This window comes from Pseudomonas sp. 2FG (genome assembly GCF_005502935.1).
Taxonomy (GTDB): Bacteria; Pseudomonadota; Gammaproteobacteria; order Pseudomonadales; family Pseudomonadaceae; genus Aquipseudomonas.
In genome coordinates, this window is the sequence record NZ_SCMP01000009.1 from 83,918 (window position 1) to 103,966 (window position 20,049).

At 61.7% G+C, this 20,049-nt stretch carries 18 protein-coding genes and 1 pseudogene; all 19 read right to left on the bottom strand.

What is annotated here, in order from left to right; genetic code table 11:
* Window positions 1-176: 176 nt before the first annotated feature.
* Window positions 177-1,946, bottom strand: coding sequence for a hypothetical protein (locus tag FFS13_RS11055; RefSeq protein WP_137819149.1), 1,770 nt, complete (start codon window positions 1,944-1,946; stop codon window positions 177-179).
* A gap of 72 nt (window positions 1,947-2,018) precedes the next feature.
* The gene (locus FFS13_RS11060; RefSeq protein WP_137819150.1) at window positions 2,019-3,200 is read right to left on the bottom strand and encodes a hypothetical protein; all 1,182 of its coding nucleotides are present in this window, start codon (window positions 3,198-3,200) and stop codon (window positions 2,019-2,021) included.
* A 133-nt stretch (window positions 3,201-3,333) separates the two neighbouring features.
* Window positions 3,334-3,547 (bottom strand): annotated as a pseudogene (locus FFS13_RS11065) (DUF2274 domain-containing protein).
* Window positions 3,544-4,824 carry a TrbI/VirB10 family protein gene (locus FFS13_RS11070; protein ID WP_137819151.1) on the bottom strand — a complete coding sequence of 427 codons (1,281 nt, stop codon included), beginning with the start codon at window positions 4,822-4,824 and terminating at the stop codon, window positions 3,544-3,546. The pseudogene FFS13_RS11065 and the gene FFS13_RS11070 overlap by 4 nt, the downstream one beginning before the upstream one ends.
* 2 nt (window positions 4,825-4,826) lie before the next feature.
* The gene (gene trbG, locus FFS13_RS11075) at window positions 4,827-5,813 is read right to left on the bottom strand and encodes a P-type conjugative transfer protein TrbG (protein WP_137819152.1); all 987 of its coding nucleotides are present in this window, start codon (window positions 5,811-5,813) and stop codon (window positions 4,827-4,829) included.
* Entirely contained in the window at window positions 5,810-6,514 is a 705-nt protein-coding gene (trbF, locus tag FFS13_RS11080) for a conjugal transfer protein TrbF (RefSeq protein WP_137819153.1), read from the bottom strand. Before trbF ends, trbG begins: the two co-directional genes overlap by 4 nt.
* A 12-nt stretch (window positions 6,515-6,526) precedes the next feature.
* On the bottom strand, window positions 6,527-7,711 hold the full coding sequence (trbL, locus tag FFS13_RS11085; protein ID WP_137819154.1) for a P-type conjugative transfer protein TrbL: 1,185 nt from the start codon (window positions 7,709-7,711) through the stop codon (window positions 6,527-6,529).
* Window positions 7,708-8,031, bottom strand: a complete 324-nt coding sequence (locus FFS13_RS11090) for a hypothetical protein (RefSeq protein WP_137819155.1) — start codon at window positions 8,029-8,031, stop codon at window positions 7,708-7,710. Before FFS13_RS11090 ends, trbL begins: the two co-directional genes overlap by 4 nt.
* A gap of 11 nt (window positions 8,032-8,042) precedes the next feature.
* Window positions 8,043-8,807, bottom strand: a complete 765-nt coding sequence (gene trbJ, locus FFS13_RS11095) for a P-type conjugative transfer protein TrbJ (RefSeq protein WP_137819156.1) — start codon at window positions 8,805-8,807, stop codon at window positions 8,043-8,045.
* Window positions 8,804-11,254, bottom strand: coding sequence for a conjugal transfer protein TrbE (gene trbE, locus FFS13_RS11100; protein ID WP_137819157.1), 2,451 nt, complete (start codon window positions 11,252-11,254; stop codon window positions 8,804-8,806). The genes trbJ and trbE overlap by 4 nt, the downstream gene beginning before the upstream one ends.
* 15 nt (window positions 11,255-11,269) lie before the next feature.
* Window positions 11,270-11,539 carry a VirB3 family type IV secretion system protein gene (locus tag FFS13_RS11105; protein WP_137819158.1) on the bottom strand — a complete coding sequence of 90 codons (270 nt, stop codon included), beginning with the start codon at window positions 11,537-11,539 and terminating at the stop codon, window positions 11,270-11,272.
* The gene (locus tag FFS13_RS11110; RefSeq protein ID WP_137819159.1) at window positions 11,536-11,919 is read right to left on the bottom strand and encodes a TrbC/VirB2 family protein; all 384 of its coding nucleotides are present in this window, start codon (window positions 11,917-11,919) and stop codon (window positions 11,536-11,538) included. Before FFS13_RS11110 ends, FFS13_RS11105 begins: the two co-directional genes overlap by 4 nt.
* The gene (gene trbB / locus FFS13_RS11115) at window positions 11,916-12,944 is read right to left on the bottom strand and encodes a P-type conjugative transfer ATPase TrbB (protein ID WP_137819160.1); all 1,029 of its coding nucleotides are present in this window, start codon (window positions 12,942-12,944) and stop codon (window positions 11,916-11,918) included. The genes FFS13_RS11110 and trbB overlap by 4 nt, the downstream gene beginning before the upstream one ends.
* Window positions 12,941-13,402 carry a ribbon-helix-helix protein, CopG family gene (locus FFS13_RS11120; RefSeq protein WP_137819161.1) on the bottom strand — a complete coding sequence of 154 codons (462 nt, stop codon included), beginning with the start codon at window positions 13,400-13,402 and terminating at the stop codon, window positions 12,941-12,943. Before FFS13_RS11120 ends, trbB begins: the two co-directional genes overlap by 4 nt.
* Window positions 13,399-15,405, bottom strand: coding sequence for a conjugal transfer protein TraG (locus tag FFS13_RS11125; protein WP_137819162.1), 2,007 nt, complete (start codon window positions 15,403-15,405; stop codon window positions 13,399-13,401). Before FFS13_RS11125 ends, FFS13_RS11120 begins: the two co-directional genes overlap by 4 nt.
* 389 nt (window positions 15,406-15,794) lie before the next feature.
* Window positions 15,795-16,058, bottom strand: a complete 264-nt coding sequence (locus tag FFS13_RS11130) for an EexN family lipoprotein (RefSeq protein ID WP_137819163.1) — start codon at window positions 16,056-16,058, stop codon at window positions 15,795-15,797.
* A gap of 40 nt (window positions 16,059-16,098) precedes the next feature.
* Window positions 16,099-16,980: a LysR family transcriptional regulator gene (locus FFS13_RS11135; RefSeq protein ID WP_137819164.1), complete on the bottom strand. Its 882-nt coding sequence runs from the start codon at window positions 16,978-16,980 to the stop codon at window positions 16,099-16,101.
* A gap of 292 nt (window positions 16,981-17,272) precedes the next feature.
* The gene (locus FFS13_RS11140; RefSeq protein ID WP_371922950.1) at window positions 17,273-18,643 is read right to left on the bottom strand and encodes a DUF1329 domain-containing protein; all 1,371 of its coding nucleotides are present in this window, start codon (window positions 18,641-18,643) and stop codon (window positions 17,273-17,275) included.
* 217 nt (window positions 18,644-18,860) lie between these two features.
* A complete protein-coding gene (locus FFS13_RS11145; protein WP_137819166.1) occupies window positions 18,861-20,027 on the bottom strand; it encodes an alkane 1-monooxygenase in 1,167 nt (388 codons plus the stop codon).
* Window positions 20,028-20,049: the final 22 nt, after the last annotated feature.

The following is a 20,049-nucleotide window of genomic DNA, read 5'->3' on the forward strand; positions in this document are numbered from 1 at the left end:
TGTGATCGATATGGAGCCTTACCGTCGCTTTTACCGCCATAAGCCGCCACCTTTTGCTGGCGCGGGAGATAGAGCGATTTGCGGGGCGACGACGCTTGAGACACCATCATCAATCACCTCCAAGGATACAAGAAGCCAGCGCCCCTTACCTCCCCGCCGACGAACAATCGGTTCTCCTACGTTCGCCTTAAAAGATCCTCGATTGCGGTGGCCACTGTTCCCAAGGCGGTGATGACACCATCCATGACGAAATCGAGCGCCCGCCCATAACCCGCATTGACGTTCGCTGTGTCAAAGCCAAGCCGTTGCAGGGTCGTCAGGCACTGACCCATGGTCTCGTGCGCATCGGCAATTCTGAGGTCATTGTTCAAGAACAAAGGCGCCATAGTTTCACTGCTGTCGTTCCAGCCCTCAGGCTCAGTACTTGAGGCAAAGGTATCACTTGCCTCCTCATGAGCATTCAGCCTTTGGATGACGTTCAGAAGTGCCTGCAGAAGCTTGAGGCTTCCAAGATCCTTGACAGCCGCTCTCGGGCACCCGGCGCGCTCCAGCAATGACCTGAGATATCCGTTTGGAATGCGTTGCCACACTTCGTGCAAGCTCTTGCAGCGAGCCAGGAACATCTGTTGCGTCATGTCCAATGGCGCGACCTGGGCCAACCGACTGAGCGCCGGGTAGGCCAACCAACCATTGGCAGACACCTCTGCACGATCAAAGCCCGTTAGCTCTACTGCCGACTTGCTCAGCCCCACGGTTGCACCGAGTGCGGAAAGGCCGTCACCCAATCGCAGAAGCACATCGAGCAGCCGCTGTACCTTGGCGACCACATGCTCTTCATTCAGATCCATATGCGCCAAGTCGGCTGGATCAACCGCAAATGATCGGGCGTGCACGATCTCGCGATCCGGCTTCGGCTTGTACAGCTCACGCATCGGCACTTGGACCAGGTTTCTCCTGACCCGCCGGCACTCAGTGAAACTCCACTGCCCTCTATATGATGGACTGCAGTGCCACTGCCCCCAAGCATGAGCCGGCGTCGAGTCGTAGAAAGCGCTCTGTTCGTACTTTTGGAGAAACCGATCATCGAGATAGACCGGGTCATGCCCTACCAGGGCATTCGCACGTGCGTGGGTCATGGGCTGAGCGTCACCGGGCCACAGAATGCCATCGGCAGTCTGCTCTGGGCAGAGCTCCGGCATCACAGCCTCAACCGACGCATATAGCTGTAGAAGGAGCCCACCCTTGTGCTCACGGATGTCTAGTTCGTACCAGGCAGCCCCCTCGGTAGGCTTGCGGACCACATGAGACTCTCCTCCCATGATCGCGCGGACTTCCGGGACATCTGGTAACTGGGCTGAATAGTAGAAGACTCGCACACCCCGAGCACCACGTAGCCAAAGGTAGCGACGGAGGTATTCATTCGACATGCGCCAACGGACGGCTCTTTTCAAGCTCCAGTGGTAATCGCTCGACACCTCACCTTCGGCCACACCGAATTCTGGAAGTCCCAAGTCATCGTAAACCAGGCGTTGCTGATCGTTGCCGACGCAGCGGGGAGTCAGCCCCAGAGCCATCCATACCTTCTCTGCTAGATTGAAGGTGTAGAACGAGCCGTTACCCCACGCTGCGACAACGTAGTCATAACCCGATATTGACGGAGAGAACTCGGCCGAACAGCCGCGCGTGTCGCCGGCGGGAACGGAGTATTCGACTACGCCACCTCCTGCCTCAGATAGAACTTCGACAGGATCATCATCCACCCCGGGAACCACGGCCATCAGCAAATGCAGATGCTCGGCTTGCTCTCCATGCGGATCGAATTCCTGCATGGAGGCCACCTCCACGAATTGGCTTGGCGACAAACCGACAGGTTCCAACAAGCCGCGCAGCCTTGGTGGCATGACATGAACCGGGATGGGAAATGCTGCTAGATAGTCAAACGGCATGATTCTTCTCTTGTTCTTCCTTGCCATAGGCTTCCCCAATATGCGCGACCGTCAGCAGTCCCATAAGGAGAGCTAGCCTGGCGCTTTGGGAAGTGGAGCATCGAGAGGTCGATCCTTGGCTTTATTGAGTTGTCCGAGCAGGCTACTCCAGTTGATCAGACGATTGGCCTGGTCCTGCCAAGATTGCATTGCCTTGGGATGGACGGGATACCGAAGCCGTGGGGGCTTCCGGTCGACCTTGCTGCTGCGTCTGAGAAGGCATTGGCGGCTGTAGCGAGGCAGTTGGTGAAGGGTCGCACCTCGCAAACCTTCAGGGCACAGCAGCAGCACGTCGCCAAAGGCAAACAGTTGGAAAGCCTCAACTTCCACTCTATTGGCCGGAGCCAGGCGAGTTCGCCATTGCACATTATCAAGGTCTGCCAAACTGATTCGGTCATCCAGGACAAAGCGGGCGGAAAAGGTTTGCCGTATCTCCAGGTTGCCTGCCGCCACGTAGGCGATGCTGGACATGGCCCCGCGTGCGAGCAGCAAAAAAGCCAAGAACAGAACCACAACCATCGCACAACCAATAGCCAGCCGCCGGTAGGTACTGCCCTTGGTAGTGAAGAAAACAAAGGTCGGAGCCAGGCTCAATACCAGTGTGCCCATGGTGAACATGGCCACAAACCATACTGCTTCGTCTGTGTCCTCTCCCACATAGGTTTTGAGAATCCAGTATATGGAGAAAAGGGCCGAGAAGACCGTGCATACGAGCATGCTGGCAAGGGTAAACAGGAAGAAGAACTTATCTCCCTTGATCGAGCGGGATGTACTCAATGCAACCAATAGCCGAAAGCGCTTGAAAGGCAGGATCGCCACCAGCCCGATGACAGTGGCAAGGGCGACAATGACAACAGCAAGAGTCGCACCCAATCGATCGAAAAAGCAGAACACCAAAACGATACACGTACTGAAACCGATCACTAGCGGAAACAGCAGCCAGAGAGCGGCTCGATTGATCCTACTGCGGCATCGGGAAAACATCGAGACTGAAAACCCGTACAGCCAGGTAGTAGTCGTCAGGACACAGAGATAGGACACCATGATCGGCCCTACCAGCAGCAACCAGGCAGCCAAGGACGACTTGGCGTCGATGGCTACCATGAAAAGATCCGTTCGGCCGATGGCACGGGCATAGGTATACAGGGTAAGAATGCTAAGCCCTGTGGCGAGGAAGGCGAGGATGACGGTAATCGGCGTCCAGTGTTCCAGCACTCGCCTGAGGAACTGCTTGAAAAAAACGGGGTATGGGGTGGCTGGCGAACTTGGCATATGGCAGGAAACTCATCCGGGACTATTCGGGGCACCGAAATATATCCGAATGGCTTCCGCTTGAACCTCATGAAGCTCACTGCCCCTTCTTGAACCCCCTATCCCCGGCCATGAACGCCTCTAGCATATGCGGGACCAGCGTTAATGCATCGACTGTCACCATAAGCCTGCGCGTGCAGCACAGCGTAGCGGTCGAGGTCAGCTTTCAGACTGGCCGGGCACGCGAATGTCAGCTTAATGCTCTCGGTCTTGGGCAGCGGTCCCAGCCGCAGCTTGCGTGTGTGGCTCATCGTGAAGTCCCCCGATTGAAGAACAGCGGTTGATAGGGCCGCAGCACCAGATCCCGGTTGACGATGATGCGCACCGGCAGCCCCGGCCGCTCGGTCAATGTGGGCTGGATGTTCATGTTGCGCCGGGTCATCTCCTGACCGATCTGGTTCACGCTGTCCTGCAGGCCGTCACGGCCAGCGAGGATGATGCGATCGCCATCTTGGCGGTTCTCCGGCGCGGCCAGCTCGGCGCCGATGCCCAGTAGCGTCGTCAGAGCAGCACTGGCGAAAACTCGATCCCAGTGCCAATCGACACCGTCCTCCAGGCCGGAGTAGCCGGCTGGGTCGGTGCCCACGAGGTTGTCCAGCGTTAGCGAGGATGTGTCCGGCAGGATGATCCGGCTCCACACCACCTGTACGCGGCTCTGCCCGTAGCTGACCTGGCTGTTGTAGCGACCGAGAATGCGCGAGCCCTGCGGGATCAGCAGGTGCTTGCCGGTTGCCGTGTCGTAGACCGGTTCAGTCACCGTGCCTATCACGTCACCCGGAAGATCCGACTTGATACCCGTCACCAGCGCACCGGCGATCACCGTGCCAGCCATGACCTGGTAGGGCGACGCCGGCAGCTGCAGGTTCCCGGAATTGCGGGTTTCCGTGGCTCCGGTTTGCAAGAACGACTCTTTCTGCTCCTGCCGGTTCTGCGCGGCTGTCGGATCGACGGGGTTCGCCGCCGTCGAGGCGGGGCCGGCGGCCAGCGGATCGAAGCCGGTCAGTGTTGCTGCATCCGAGGCAGGCTGTGCAGGCGCAGCCACGGCTGGGCGCGGGCTGCCTGTGCGGAAAAACACCGATGAGGCGGCCGCTTCATCGGCCTCCTTCAGCCGAGCCAGCCGCTCGGCCTCGGCGGGGTCGTGGCCAGGCGGCGTGTAGCTTGGGGCCGCCGGCCGCTGCGACTGCACGATGGCCGGGCCAAGATCGCCCGGCAGAGGCGGTCCCAGCTCGGGTGGTTGCGGCGGCGGCAGCTTGGAATAATCAGAGGGCAGCCGGTCGAGCCCTTCGGAGCGAGAAACGCGATCAACATTATATAGCTCCGCCGGATCGCTCCCTCCCCGAGGCTTCGGCGGCTGCAAGGACCAGATGGTGGCACCCAACACCGCGACGGAGAGCCCACCGGCAAGCGCTGCCAGGGTGCGCCGGTTCAATCGCGTGACTGGGCGTGGCTGGGCGCGCAGCGCTACCGTTTCGGGCGGGACCTTGTCCGCCTGCGGCGCGGCAAGGTCGGGGGTATCGTCCTGGCTCATGCTCAGTTCCCCCGCGCCGCGCCATCCGTGCGTTCGATGCGCACCACGTCGCCCTTGTCGCCTCCCAGGCGCAGTTCAGCCGCGCCAAACAGCCGATCCACGATGTAGTACGGCGAACGGAAGCGGTAGTTGACCAACTGCCCATCGCCTTGCGCCCCAATCACGAACAGCGGTGGCAGCTCGCCCTGGGCGATGCCGGCGGGAAACTGGATGTAGACCTTCTCGCCGTCATCGAAGGCGCGCAACGGCTGCCACGACGAATTGCTGCCGCTGATCGCGTAGCGGAAGCGGAGATTCTCCAGCGAGAGACCGCTATCGACCGGCGCGCTCGCCTGCGCGGCCTGTGCTTGGCGCTGCAAGGCCAACATGCGGTCCTTCGGATAATCCCAGGACACCGAGGCCATCCAGGCTTTCTCAGTCGAGGTCAGCTCAATGAGATAAGTGCGCCGACTGGTGGTGATGACCAGATTGGTCTTGAGGCCCGAGCGGATGGGTTTGACCAGCACGTTGACACGCAGCGCGTCGCCGGAACCACTGGAGGTGTCGCCGACGATCCAGCGCACCGTGTCGCCAGCGGCCACCGTCACCAGTTCTTCACCGGCCTGCAGCGCGATCACGGTCACGCGCCCCGGCGCGGCATAGACCTGATAAAGCGCGCCGTCGCTGTAGGGCCAAACCTGGATCGCGTTGACGTAGCCCTCGCGCGTGGGCACCACCCTCGCTTCCTGGTTCGCGCGCGACACCCTCACTTTCTCGTCGGCCGGCTCCGGCGCAGGACCGGCTTCGTCTGGCAGTGGCTTCATCTGTGCCGGCATCGGCAGCACCTTGGGCACCTCTACCACTTCCACCGGCTTAGGTAGCTCGGGCAGCGGCCGCGCCTGCACCGGCTCGTCGAGCGAGATGCGCGGTGGTGGCGTGCCTTGGCTGGTACAGCCGGCCAAGGCCAGCAAGACTAGGGGGAGCGCGGATGTACGGAAAGACAGGTTCATGGCTTAGCTCCTTCGGACGCATCGAGCTCGCGACTCCACGACAGCCCGTTGACATAGATGCCCAGGGGGTTCTTGCGCAGGCGCTGTTCGGTACGCGGGGTTTGCAAGACGGTGGAGATCACCGCGTTCCAGCGCTCGGTGCCGGCAGGCGCACCGTTGACGAAGCGCTGCTCCGTCCAGCGCACGTTGAAAGAGGCGTCGCTGGCACGCACGACGCTGGTGACCTGCACCGTCACCGACTCCTTACCGACACGGGCGAACGGATCGTTGGTGCGCGCGTAGTCGTTGAGTACGCCCGCGCCGCGGTCGGTGGTGTAGTCGTATGCGTCGAGCCAGTTCTGCCGTACCACGATCGGGTCGATGGACAGCGAGCGCACCAGCGTAACGAAGCGCGCCAGGTGATAGGCGACTTGCGCATCGGCCGGCCGGTATGGTGTGGCTGCCTCGCCGACTGCGCGCACCTGGCCAGACCTGTCCACCTCCACCACGTAGGGCGTGACGATGGACTGGGCCGAGCGCCAGACCAGGCCGCCCGCCATCAGCAGTGCGAGCGCCAGACAGCCAAAGGCCATGAAGCGCCAGCTTCTCGCCTGCACGCGGGCCGAGCCGATGCGCTCGTCCCACGCCTGCGCAGCGGCCTGGTACGGGGTGGCGGGTTGCGGCGTCTCAGCGTAGCGCACCCGCGGTCGTTTGAAGCGCATGGTTCGTCCTCCTTATGAATCCGAATCTTGCAGGCTCGGGCCGCTGCCCGAACCGCCGCCGTCGCCACCGCGCAGTGTGTGTGCGACGGTGGTGGCGGCATGGCTGATCTGCTGGCGTCGCTGCAGACGCTTGGCCCATGCGGGTTGCGCCTTGGCTTCGGTGGCTACATGGGGCGCATTGCCCAGGGCGGCCTCGCCACCACCTGAGGAGCCTCCGCCTCCAGCAGCAAACCGGCCCTTCAGCGAGCGCATCCCGGCAGCCAGCTTCGTGGTTGGCGCCATACGCGCTCCTGCCGCAACCGCGGCGCCAACACCGGCCGCTGCGGCGCCGACGGCGACGGCCATGCCCGCTGTGCCGAGCGCGGCACCTGCCATCGCCCCAGCACCCAGTTGTGGGCCACCGGAAATCAGCCCGGTGGCGATGCCTGGGCCGAAGATGCCCAGGGCAAGCAACGCCAGCGAGGCCAGCATGATCACCAGCGCGTGGTCGATGGAGGGCTCGTCGGGATGCACCTGGAACTCAGCGAACAACCCCGAGCCGATGCCGACGATCACCGCCAGCACCAGCACCTTGACACCGGAGGACACCACGTTCCCCAACACCTTTTCGGCAAGGAACGCAGTCTTGTTCCACAGCGCGAATGGCACCAGCACGAACCCAGCAAGCGTGGTCAGCTTGAACTCGATCAGGGTGATGAACAGCTGTATCGCCAGTACGAAGAAGCAGACGATGACCACCAGGTAGGCCAGGAAAAGGATGACGATGGGGTCGAGGTTGACGAACACCTCGGGGAAGCCAGTCATCTCGCCGATCTGCTCCAGAATCGGTGCGCCGGCGTCGATGCCGGTTTTCGCCAGCCGTCCCGGCTGCAGGAAAGTCTCCATGCTGAGCGAGCCGGTCGCCGTCAGGCCCAGCCCGGCAAAGGAGCGGAAGACGATGCTGGCCAGCCAGTTGAAGTTACCGATGATGTAGGCGAAAGCGCCTACGTAGAGCACCTTGCGGATAAGCTTCGCCATCACGTCCTCGCCCTGGCCCGTGGCATGCCCAAGCGCCCAGTAGAGCCCGGCGAACGTCATGTCGATGGCGATCAGCGTGGCGGTCAGGAAAGCGACCTCGCCTTGCAGCAGTCCGAAGCCCGAGTCGATGTAGCGCGAGAACGTATCGAGGAAGCGGTCGATGACCGTCACGTCATTCATGGTGTGGTCTCCGAGGCAAAAGCAGCCGGCGCATCGCGCCCGGTCTCAGCCTCATCGTCGACGGGGCTGTCAAAAGTCGGTGGAATCGGCGGCAGCTCCTCCAGAGCCACGTACTCTTCCGGGCCGCCGTGGCCAGCGAAGAAGCGGCGTCGATACGCCTCGGCGGCGGCCCTACAGACGCCCTCGCCCACGCCCCTCCAATCCGCGACGCACTGGGCGCGCAGCGCCTTGAGCCGCACAGGGTCTGCGGCCAGGTCTTCGCTGGACTGCTCACCGCAGCCAGCCAGCAGCGCAACCGACAAAACGAGGGCGTATCGCATGGCGGTCTCCGTCAGTTCCCGTAGAACTGGACCGAGTACGGCGTGTACGGCATACCCTCACCCAGGAAGCGCCGCCGCACCTCGCGAGCACGCTCGCTGGCCGCAGCCTGTCGCGCCAGCTCCAACGAAACCGCGCGGTTCTGCGTGAGCTGAAGCTGTTGCGCCTGGATGAACTGCTTAGCCTGCAGGGCCAGCAACTGGTTGGTCGCCTGCATGGCCTGCAGGGCACCGGTGGCCGATTGGCTCTGGTCCACCAGATCAGTCAGCGCACTTTCGTCTTCGCTGAGGTTCCGCGACACCTGTGCCTGCATGCGCATCGCTGTGTGCAGGCCATCGAGTGTGTGCTCCCAGCGTTCGCGGGCATCCCGGTACATCTGGTCGCCGCTGACGGTGGTGGCGTACTCGTCGGGGTACAGCCGGGCGAACTCGCTGTCGAGGTTCTGCACGTCGTAGGCAAGTCCTTGGGCTTCTGCGATCAGTTGCTCGCTTCTGGCCAGCGACGCCCGCAGCCGATTGACGACGTTGAAGTCGAGACTGGCCAGATTGCGTGCCTGGTTGCTGAGCATCTGCGCCTCGTTCTGCAGTTGCTGCACCTGGTTGTTGATCTGCTCCAGGGTACGAACCGCCGTCAGCGTGTTCTGCACCAGGTTGGTAGGGTCGAGCACGATGTCACCGACACCGAACAGGGCGTATGCCGGCTGCGTGGCGGCCAAGGCCAGGACAGTGGCCACGGCAAGTGCGGCCAGCCTGGGTTTGCGCGGAGACTGGAGTTTCATGGCAGGTTCTCCTGTGGGCGGGTAGCGGGAAATGACGTGGTAACTGGCGCGGACGGCAGCAACTCGGCCGCCCAGTCGAGGCCGCGATAACGCAGCCAGGCAGCGGCGAAGCCCGGCACTCCGGCATCGCGGAGCACGCTGTCGATGGCGCGCTGGTCCTGGGGCCTCGAGGCACCAGCGAACGCAAGCGCGACTGGCCCCAGGTCGAGGTCGAACAGGCGATTGCCCGCACGGGATTGGTAGTAGTAATCGCGCTTGGGCTGCGCGGTGGCGACGATCTCGATCTGCCGCCCGCTGAGGCCGAAGCTCTCGTAGATCGCGCGGATTTGCGGCTCACTGGCCTGCGGGTTGGGCAGGAAGATGCGACTCGCGCAGCTTTCTACGATCGCCGGGGCGATGGTCGAGTCCTTGATGTCTGCCAGCGACTGCGTGGCGAAGATCACGCTGACATTCTTCTTGCGTAGCGTCTTGAGCCACTGGCGAATGCGCGCGGCGAACACCGGGTCGTCGAGGAACAGCCAGGATTCGTCGAGGATCAGCAGTGTCGGCGCGCCATCGAAGCGTTCCTCCAGGCGCGCGAACAGATAGCCCAGCACGGCCAGCACCGCAGCCTTGCTGGGCATCAGCTCCTCCATCTCGAAGCACTGCACATCGGCCATGCTCAGGTAGTCGAGGTCGGCATCGAGCAGCTTGCCGTGCGCGCCACCGAGCACATAGGGCGCCAGCGCCTGACGCAGCGTGTTCGACTGCAGCAGCACCGACAGGCCGGTGAGCGTGCGCTGTTCGACGGGAGCCCCTGCGAGGCTGCCGAGCGCGGACCAGATGGCCGCCTTCTCATCAGGGCCGACGGCCACGCCCTCGTGCAACAGACGCCCTTCGACCCACTCGGCTGCCCAGGCGCGGCAGCCCTCCTCGTCGATGCGTGCGAACGGCTGGAAGGCGATCGCGCCATCGGCGCCCAGGTCGTAGTGTTCACCGCCCAACCCCAGCACCGTTGCTCGCATGGAACGCCCCATGTCGAAGGCAAAGATGCGCGATCCGGGATAACGGCGGAACTGCAGCGCCAGCGTGGCGAGCAGGACGGACTTGCCCATGCCGGTAGGACCGACGACCAGCGTGTGCCCCACATCGCCGATATGTGTCACCAGCCTGAACGGCGTCGCGCCCTCGGTGCGGGTCACGATCAACGGCGGGCCGTCGAGGTGAGTGTTGCACTCCGGCCCGGCCCAGACCGCCGACAGCGGCATCAGGTGCGCGAGGTTCAGCGTCGAGACGATGGGCTGGCGCACATTGGCGTAGGCGTTACCCGGAATGGACGACAGCCACGCCTCCACCGAATTGAGGCTTTCCGGAATGGTGACGAAGCCTCGCCCCTGGATGACGCGCTCCACCCTGCGCAGCTTCTCATCGGCCAGATCGCCGTCACAATCGAGCACCGTCACGGTCGCGGTCAGGAAACCGAAGGCAACCTGGTCGCTGCCCAGCGCCTGCAGGGCGGCATCCGCATCCGCCGCCTTGTTGCTGGCGTCGGTATCGACCAACGGGCTTTCCTGCTGGAAAAGGGTCTCGCGCAGCAGCGCCAACACGCTCTTGCGCTTGGCGAACCATTGGCGGCGCAGGCGGCCGAGCTCCCTTTCCGCTTCGTCCTTGTCCAGACAAAGGAAGCGTGTACTCCAGCGATAGGCAAAGCCCAACCGGTTGAGGTCATCCAGGATCCCCGGCCAGGTCGAGGTCGGGAAACCGCGCACCGTCACCACACGCAGGTGCGCATCGCCCAACATCGGTGCCAGGCCACCGAGCAGTGGCACGTCGGCCAGCAGCATGTCGAGATGGAACGGCACCTCCGGAACCCCGAGGCGATATCGCCGGGTCGAGACGGTCGCATGCAGATAGCTCAGCGTCTCGCCGTCATCGAGCCAGTCGATCTCCGGCATCACGCCAACGAGCAGATCGAAGATGCGCTCGGTCTCCGCGATGAAGGCCGTGAGGCGCTCGCGCCAGTCCACGCCGGCCGCCGATGAGTTCTCATAGATCAGCTTCGCTGCGCGGGCGTGCGAATCTTCTGGCGGCAAGTATTGCAGCGTGAGGTGGTAGCCACTCTCGAAGTGGTTGCCGGACTCCTCGAACGTCGCGCGCCGTTCCTCGTCCACCAGCCACGACAGCGGCTCGGGAAAGTCCGAGTGCGGATAACCCGCCGCCGCCCTGCGCTCGGCCTCGACGAACAGCGCCCAGCCAGCGCCGAGTCGACGCAGCGCGTTGTTCAGGCGTGCCGTGGTGGCCACCAGTTCACCTTGCGTCGCGCTGTCGAGGTCAGGACCACGGAAACGCGCCGTGCGCTGGAACGAACCGTCCTTGTTCAGCACGACTCCGGGCGCGACCAGGCCGGCCCAGGGTAGCCAGTCGGCGAGCAGCGCTGGGCGCTGGCGGTATTCGGTGAGGTTCAGCATCGCGGCACCCTCCCCTCACACATCCAGCAGCGGCTTGTGTTTCAGGTGCCTGGCAAACACCTGCATGAACTGCGGATCGACGCGCGCGCCCCATACCGCAAGCGCGTGGCCGACCAGCCACAGCAACAGCCCCGGAAGCCAGAGCTGCAGACCTAGTCCGACGGCCGCGGCCAGCGTGCCGTTGGCGATGGCCACGGTGCGCGGCGCGCCACCTAGCAGGATCGGCTCGGTCAGCGAGCGATGCAGCGGCACCTCGAAGCCCGGCAGGTCGTTTCCCATGCTCATACGACCGCCCCGCCGGAGAAGCTGAAGAACGACAGGAAGAACGAAGACGCCGCGAAGGCGATGCTCAAGCCGAACACGATCTGGATCAGTTTTCGAAAGCCACCCGAGGTGTCGCCGAATGCTAGCGCCAGGCCTGTGGAGATGATGATAATGACGGCCACAATGCGCGCGACCGGCCCCTGGATCGATTCGAGGATGGATTCGAGCGGGCCTTCCCAAGGCATCGAGGAGCCGGCGGCCCTCGCCGTGCCAGTCGTCATCAGCATGACGAAGACCAGCAGCAGCTCCCTCCGCACACCCCCAACCAGATGGCTCAGGCGCACGCGGCACGAAGCCGGATTTACGGAATAGCGGGAAACAGGGGCGTGTGTCTGCGTCATGGCAGTTCTCCAGGCGTAGTCGGGGACAGGAAAAATGGAGTGAGCTGATCGCCAAGCGGATCTTCCAGCACATACACCAGGTGGTAGCCGGCATCGTCGAAGCCGGTCACGCGAGCGATGCTCTCGATACGACGCAGGCGGCCTCGGCCGGCGATGAAGATCACCACGTTGATCGCCTCGGCGATCAGCGCACGCGGCGGATTCAAGGCCACTTCGAGCACCAGTTGCTCCAGGCGTAGCAGCGCGCCCAGAGCGGAGCCGGCATGGATGGTGGCGATGCCGCCCGGATGGCCGGTGCCCCAGACCTTGATGAGATCCAGCGCCTCGCCGCCGCGCACCTCGCCAACGACCACGCGGTCGGGGCGCAGCCGCATCGTGGCGCGCACCAGCTCACGCATGGACACCACGCCCGCACGCGTGCGCAGCGGCACGTGGTCGCGCGCGGCGCATTGCAGTTCGATGGTGTCTTCGAGCACCAGCACGCGGTCGCCGGTGGCGGCGATCTCCGCGAGCAAGGCATTGGCGAGCGTGGTCTTGCCGGTGCTGGTGCCGCCGGCGATCAGGATGTTCTGCCGCTCGCGCACCGCGCCACGCAGGAACTCGGCCTGCGCGGCGGTCATCATCCCGTCGGCCACGTAGCGCTCCAGCGGGATGACGCCCACGGCCCGCTTGCGCAAGGCGAAGGCCGGCCCCGGTGCCGCCGGCGGCAGGACGCCCTCGAAGCGCTCGCCCGTTTCCGGCAGCTCGGCGCTCAGCAGCGGCTGGCCACGATGCACCTCCGCGCCGACGTGCGCAGCGACTAGGCGGATGATGCGCTCGCCGTCCGTCTCTGACAGCTCCGCGCCCAGCGGCGCACGCCCCGACGACAGGCGATCCACCCACAGCGTCCGGTCGGGGTTGAGCATGATCTCCACCACGTCCGGATCTTCAAGCGCGGCGGCGATAATCGGCCCCATCGCCGTGCGCAGCATACGGATGCGCCGATCCAGCGATGTCGCGCTGAAGGATTGCGGCGCGGCGCTCATGAAACACGCTCCCGCGCTTCTTTCAACGCGGCTTCATCCATGCGCAGACTGTCCGGGTTCAGCTCCTCCACTACGTCGCGCACCAGGCTGCGCCCACGTAGCAAGTGGCGACCGAGCTGCTCGACGAACTGCTCGAAGCGCGCCTTGCCTTGGGCCTTGGCCGCTTCTTGATGAGCCTCGGGCACCGGTGTGCTGACGGTCAGGAAGTAGCGGACGAACAGCGCCAACGTCTCGATCTCGATGGACTGGTCGCGCTCCAGACGCTCGAACTGGCGCGACAGGCGATCCAGCCGCTTGGCGATGGCTGCCTCGCGCTGATCAGCCGCGTCTGGCGACAGCCAGGACGCCAGGGCCGCCGCGACAATGGATGACTTGGACACACCCTTCTTGGCGGCCAGCTCGTCCAGGCGGCGGGCATGTTCGGGCTGGATGAACAGATTGAGGCGGTACTGGCTCATAACCGGATTCCGTCGTCGGGGTCGAGGGACGCCAGCCGGGCGACGCGCTGCATGGCCGGGTTGAGCTGGCTAGGGAGAACGGGCTGCAGGTCGTCGTCATCGAGCAGTGCCAGATCGTTGCATGCCGGATCTTGCTCGGGGCTGTAGACGACGGTCTCGGAGAGTTCGGGCTGACGACGTGGGCCGCCTTCGTCGGCAGCGGTAGCAACCGAGTCATCGCCGAGTCCCACGTTCGTAGGTGCAGCCGGTACGGCTGGCATGGCCAGGCCGCTCCAGTCATCCGCGCGCGACGGCGGTGCATCGGCATAGCGCCCGGCCACGAGGACTGGTGGAGGCAGCACGCGCCGCTTGAAGTTGGCATCGCTGTAGTAGCGCAGCTTCCGGGCCTTGATCGGCGCGACGCCGGACACCATCACCACGGCCTCGTCGGGCGGCAGCTGCATCACCTCGCCCGGCGTCAGCAGCGGCCGCGCCGTTTCCTGGCGCGACACCATCAGGTGCCCCAGCCACGGCGCGAGCCGATGGCCCGCGTAGTTGCGCTGCGCGCGCAATTCCGTAGCAGTGCCCAGCGTCTCGGAAATGCGCTTGGCCGTGCGCTCGTCGTTGGTGGCAAAGGTCACACGTACATGGCAGTTGTCGAGGATGGAATGGTTCTGCCCATAGGCCTTGTCGATCTGGTTGAGCGACTGCGATATTAGGAATGCCCTCAGGCCGTAGCCCGCCATGAACGCCAGGGCCGACTCGAAGAAGTCCAGCCGTCCCAGTGCGGGAAACTCATCGAGCATCAGCAGCAGCGTGTGGCGGCGCTCCACGCCATCGCTGCCGTCGAGTGATTCGGTCAGGCGCCGGCCGATCTGGTTGAGGATAAGGCGGATCAGCGGCTTGGTGCGGCTGATGTCAGAGGGCGGCACCACCAGGTACAACGACACCGGATGCTCGGCGGCGATCAGGTCGGCGATGCGCCAGTCGCAGCGCGAGGTGACCTCGGCCACCGTGGGGTCGCGGTACAGCCCCAGGAACGACATTGCGGTGCTCAACACACCCGAGCGCTCGTTGTCGCTCTTGTTGAGCACTTCGCGGGCCGCGGACGCCACCACCGGATGCGTCCCATCGCCCAGGTGCCGCGTCGTCATCATCCGGTGCAGCGTCACCTCGAACGGGCACGCCGGATCGCTCAGAAAGTTGGCGACGCCGCGTAGCGTCTTGTCCTCGCCCGCGTAAAGCACATGCAGGATGGCGCCGACCAGCAGCGCGTGTGAAGTCTTCTCCCAATGGTTGCGGCGCTCCAGCGCGCCCTCTGGGTCCACCAGGATGTCGGCGATGTTCTGCACATCGCGCACTTCATGCACGCCCCGCCGTACCTCCAGCAGCGGATTGTAGGCAGCCGAATGCGGATCAGTTGGGTTGAACAGCAGGCAGTGGGAGAAACGCGAGCGCCAGCCGGCGGTCAGGTTCCAGTTCTCGCCCTTGATGTCGTGGATGACAGCCGAAGCCGGCCAGCTCAGGAGCGTCGGGATAACCAGGCCGACGCCCTTGCCGGAGCGAGTCGGCGCGAAGGCCAGGACATGCTCCGGCCCTTCGTGGCGCAGGTACTGGTCGTCATACAGCCCGAGGAAGACACCGGCCGGCCGGTTCAGGCCCGCCTTGTGGATGTCGACCGCCTCCGCCCAGCGCGCCGAGCCATAGGTCGTGACCAGTCGGGATTGGCGCGCGCGCCAGACCGACATGGCGATGGCGACGCCCACGGCAACCATGCCGCTTGCGGCGGCGATGGCACCACCGATATCGAAAACCTGCGGTGCATAGGCGCCGAAGAAGAACCACCAGTCGAACAGTCTCCAGGGGTGATAGACCGGCGTTCCGAAGCACTCGAACCAGGGCGTGCCCAGGCGTACCTGATATCCCAGGGCGGCGGCTGTCCATTGCGTGGCCCCCCACACGCCCGCGATCACGATGCCGAATACGGTGGCGATCTGTCCGAACAGCACGTTCGTCCCTTGCATACCCCAGCTCCGTTTTCCCCCTGGAATGCGGCCGGAAATGCTGGCTGCATGGTCGAGGTTCGGTGCCGAAGCTGTTCCGGTCAAAGACCTTTATCGGGACAAAACTGGACTGGAACGCATCAATTCATGCGAGAGCAAATGAAGGAGAACCACCGCAAGTGCGGGCGAATTTTGACCTACAGGAAGAGACAGCTGGAATCTGCATCTGTGCCAGCCCTCTCGCTTTCAACGTGCGGCCTGAGTCGCAGGCCATAATGACTTGACCTCGCTCAACGATGCGCTAGGGTGTTGGATACGGTCTTCCCTGAGACCTCCCCTGCGGCAAGGATGCCGCTGCCCCTTCGGGGGCCTCAGAAGCCTCGCCACCCGGCGGGGCTTTTTCACATCAGTCAGAACTTGGGGGGTTCTTTCGACGGTGTATAGGGCACTTTCCCGTCTCCATAAAACCGCTTGCGTGTGGCTTCGGCAACGCGATTGCACAACTCGTCACCGAGCCTTACGCGATCCAGTTTGCACTGCTGGCGCAAACTTTTCAGCCGTTCAGGGGCGGCTGCGAGTTCATCAACCGTGGGCAGCGTAGACAGCGTCTGTGCATCTGGCTCACCGCAGGCCGTGAGGGCCAAAACACAAAGAATCGGCATGATCAGTTGCATGACTCGAGTTTCTCCAGCTTTCGGTGACAGATCAATAGCGCTAGGTATTGGACTGTACCCGTTCGATGATGCGGCTCAACGTTAACGGCGGCTCACGGGTCGAGTGCAATAGGTAGGTAGTCAGCAGCGGACACACCCCAGCCAGGGAACGACCTATTACCCCAGTTTCCCTGCAGGTCGAGATGCTCGACTCTCCCGCCAAACCCAACGCAAACCCCGCAGCCACCAACGCCATCATCAGATCGCAAGAGGTCACTTGTTCCGCGATCAGAGGCTCCGAGCCAGTTTGGCGCAAAAATCGTTCGACTTGCCGCGCATGCCCCTCGCAGGCCTGTGGATCACACAGCACCAGGGGATAGCGCAACAACTCTTCAACCGGGATTCGCTTGTACGACAGGATGGGGTGTCGCGCAGGCACTGCCACCATCAGTGGGTCACTCCAGACAGGAGTGGCAACGATGCCATCGCCAACCTCATCAGACTGCGCAAAACCTGCGTCATACAGATCCTCGTGCAGCCCCTTGATTTGCTGGGCCAGTGGCACTTCAAACAAACGGATCTCGACCTCCGGTTCCTCTTGCCGACAGAGCGCCAAGAAAGAGGAGAAACGCGACGGAGAAATTCCATCCGAGAGTGCCATCCGCAGTTGGCTACGAAACCCATTGGCTGCGGCCTTCACGCTGTCCCGCGCCTGTTCTAACGCAGTGAATACGCGCGGTACACACTCCAAAAACAGCCGTCCAGCGTGTGTGAGCCTTGTACTCCTTGTAGTTCTCAAGAAAAGCGGTGCCCCCAACTCTTCTTCCAGTTCTTTAATTGCACGCGACAGAGGCGATTGCTCAATATGTAGCCTCTCAGCAGCACGCGCGAAGTGCAGTTCCTCGGCGACAGCAAGAAAACAGCGAAGATGTCGAAGTTCCATTGCTCCATCCTCTCCATCGGCGCGCAATCAGGCCGTGCCTCCATACGGCTCGGCGCTGAAGAACACTGCACAGCTGTTCGCCCTGTCAAACCTGTGGATGGCGAATCGGCATTTTCTGACCTCCACAGGTGAGACGCGTCTGTAATGCGAGAAATGGCCGCAGCGAGGTGCTCACGGCAGCGAAAAAGATACGGAAACGCGGATGATCTGAATGTTTTTGGTCAATTAGCCACTTCCAAAAAATGGCTGGAGCTGAAGTCAGCCAGAAATAAATGAATACTTCAGACCACCTCTAACGGACCCCCACCCGCCGGAGCGACGCAGGGGTATATCGCGCCGCAGCAGCCTGAGCACCAAAGACAATACTCTGTGCCTCTTCATTCTTAAGGCCCATGACCGAATAGCGACCAGAAGAAATATCGTACAACACCTCAGCAGTATATCCAGGAGCCTGCTTGTGGTAGTACTGCTGCATATGGCCCTCACCGACACGCCACAACTGGCCACGATTGTCATAGTGATCCACTAACGCCAACTGCCAGCTATCCTCATCGAAGTACATGTGGCGGACAGCATAGATATGACGTTCACCATGCCTAAGAGTCGCAACCACCTCCCATACGCGATGCAACTCGTAGCGTGTCAGACTCTGATTGATGTGGCCTGCCCTAATGATATCCTCATATTTCAAGCCAGGAGAGTCCAACCTGTAGCTATTATAAGGAATATACATATCTCGCTTGCCAATTAACTTCCAACTGTAGCGATCAGGCGCCCCGTTAAACATGTCATAGTTATCCATAGTAGCCAGATTATCGGCGGCTGGAGCCGGAGCATCGTAAGCTACCTGCGGTGCACGACGAACACGACGCTGCCCGGCATTATAAAGCCAGGCCATACGCGGCTCTTTGACTTGATCAATGGTCTCGTGCACCAGCAACACATCACCGGATAAACGCGATGGCGACTTCACCTTCTGGATAAAATAATAGAGTATGTTTTCGCCCCTGCCCTTATCCAGATCAGGGAGATACATAGGGTAAGAAATTTCATCATCAAACGACACAACGTTAAATGTGCCATTTTCCAGAGGCTGCATTCTCGTTATCTGACGAATTATATTCCCACCCCGATAACGAGTAGCATGATTCCACACCACCTCAACGCCGCTCTGGGGGATTGGGAAGGCGTAGTAGCGGCTGTCACCGAAACCCTTGAGGCCGTTGCCACCGTCGACACCTTCGGTATTGAGGGCGCTAATCTTGGCCGCTTTATAGATTTCGTCCGGCAGCGCCGCGCTACGGTGGGTCGGGTACACCGGAATCTTGTAGGTCTCCGGATAACGTTTAAACATCGCTAACTGTCCGGCGGACAGTTTATCTTTGTACTGGTTGGCGTTGGCCGCAGTGATGGTGAACAGCGGCTGCTCGCTGGCGAAGGGATCGGAGAGGAAACCTTTGGCGTCTACCGTAGCGGCGTCGGTCGGCAGGCCGCCGGCCCATTCGGGAATACTGCCGTCGGCATTTCCGGCCTTCTCGGCGCCTATCGGGGTCAAGCTGGCGCCCAACTTATTAGCCTCATCTACAGAAACCTTTGCCACTGCACTACTGGTCAAAAAAAGTCCAAGAAATGCCGTAAGCAAACCAAATGCAGCCTTACCAATAGTCACATCAGTCTCCATTTATTTTTGTCTTGAAATACATCATCAACCGTACATTTCCATGAGAAAGCGACAGTTTCAGACGAGCATCCTGAGCAGTACTAGAAAGCCTTCAGATCTGCGTAGCTTTCAGTTCAGGCTGGAGAGTTTAAGGAGGGAGCCCCAGAGGCTTTGAGGCTCAACCACCCTCTATAGCTATGGTTATTTTCGATATGTGGCTCTATTTATTTTCTGCCATTAGCTCTCGAACGCCACTTCGTGCATTTGCCTCGCGAGCCAGTACACACTCTTCAGCACTTGCGTAGTCACGATCCCAAGCCAACACTTTCGGAGTCATCAACTTGTGCCACAACGGTGGAATCATGGCAGCTATGATGGTGGTCAGATAACCACCAACCATCATTGGCGCATCCGGGAACGGCTTAAGATCTTGATAGGGAACTTCGCCTTGAGCATGGTGGTGCGAATGGCGGGTCAGGTTGAACATGGCCCAAGAGCTAATACTTTTATTTGTATTCCAAGAGTGGCGCGGCTGCACAGGAGTGGCCGGGTTGCGCACCATGCCGTAGTGCTCCATGTAGTTGACAATTTCCAGCAACGCCTTACCCGCGAGAGCACAGGCGAGAAAGAATAGTGCTGCGTCCACGCCCCCGATGGCATAGGCAACAGCGACCAGAAGAACACTCATCAGGTGACCGCGAATAACCGCATTGTGCCAACCGAAGCGACTCTGCCCTTTACGCATTAGGCGCTTGCTCTCGATCGTCCAAGCGCTGATATTGCCTCTGATAGTCGAAGCCAAAACGTGCCAGTAAACATTCCGACCACGCGGGGCGGTAGCCGGGTCCTCGGTGGTCGAGACATAGCGGTGATGACCGTAGACGTGCTCAATCGAAAACACCGTATCGAAGCTAAAGGCCAGCAACCAACGACCAACTAGCATCGATACAGGATCCCAAGTGCGATGAGTTAGCTCATGCGCAGGAATAGTGCCGGTCATACCTATCATCAGCCATGTTAGTGCCCAAGTAGACACATAATGGCCGGCAAAGGTGGCGTCGCGAGCTGCGATCAGGTCGTACCCAGTTAGGCGACTCAGAGTTGTGCCGAAGCCTAGGAAATCACCACTACCAACACTCCATACCGCCGCGAAGACGATAAATGCCAATAACGGCAGAGCCAGCCACAACTGAAAGGTCAGGATGGCGGGGTATTTAAAACTAGGGGTGCTAGTGTCATCCCCGGCGATTGCATCGCCGATAACGTAGACAGATACCACGGCGATCAGACCTATGGTGATCCAAATACCGCCGGCCAAGATTGCTGCTGCCGACAATAAGCCAACAGCATGAAAGAGAAAGTACTTTAGGTAATGCAGTGCGTTCATGGTCGTCTCTCTTGTTATTAAC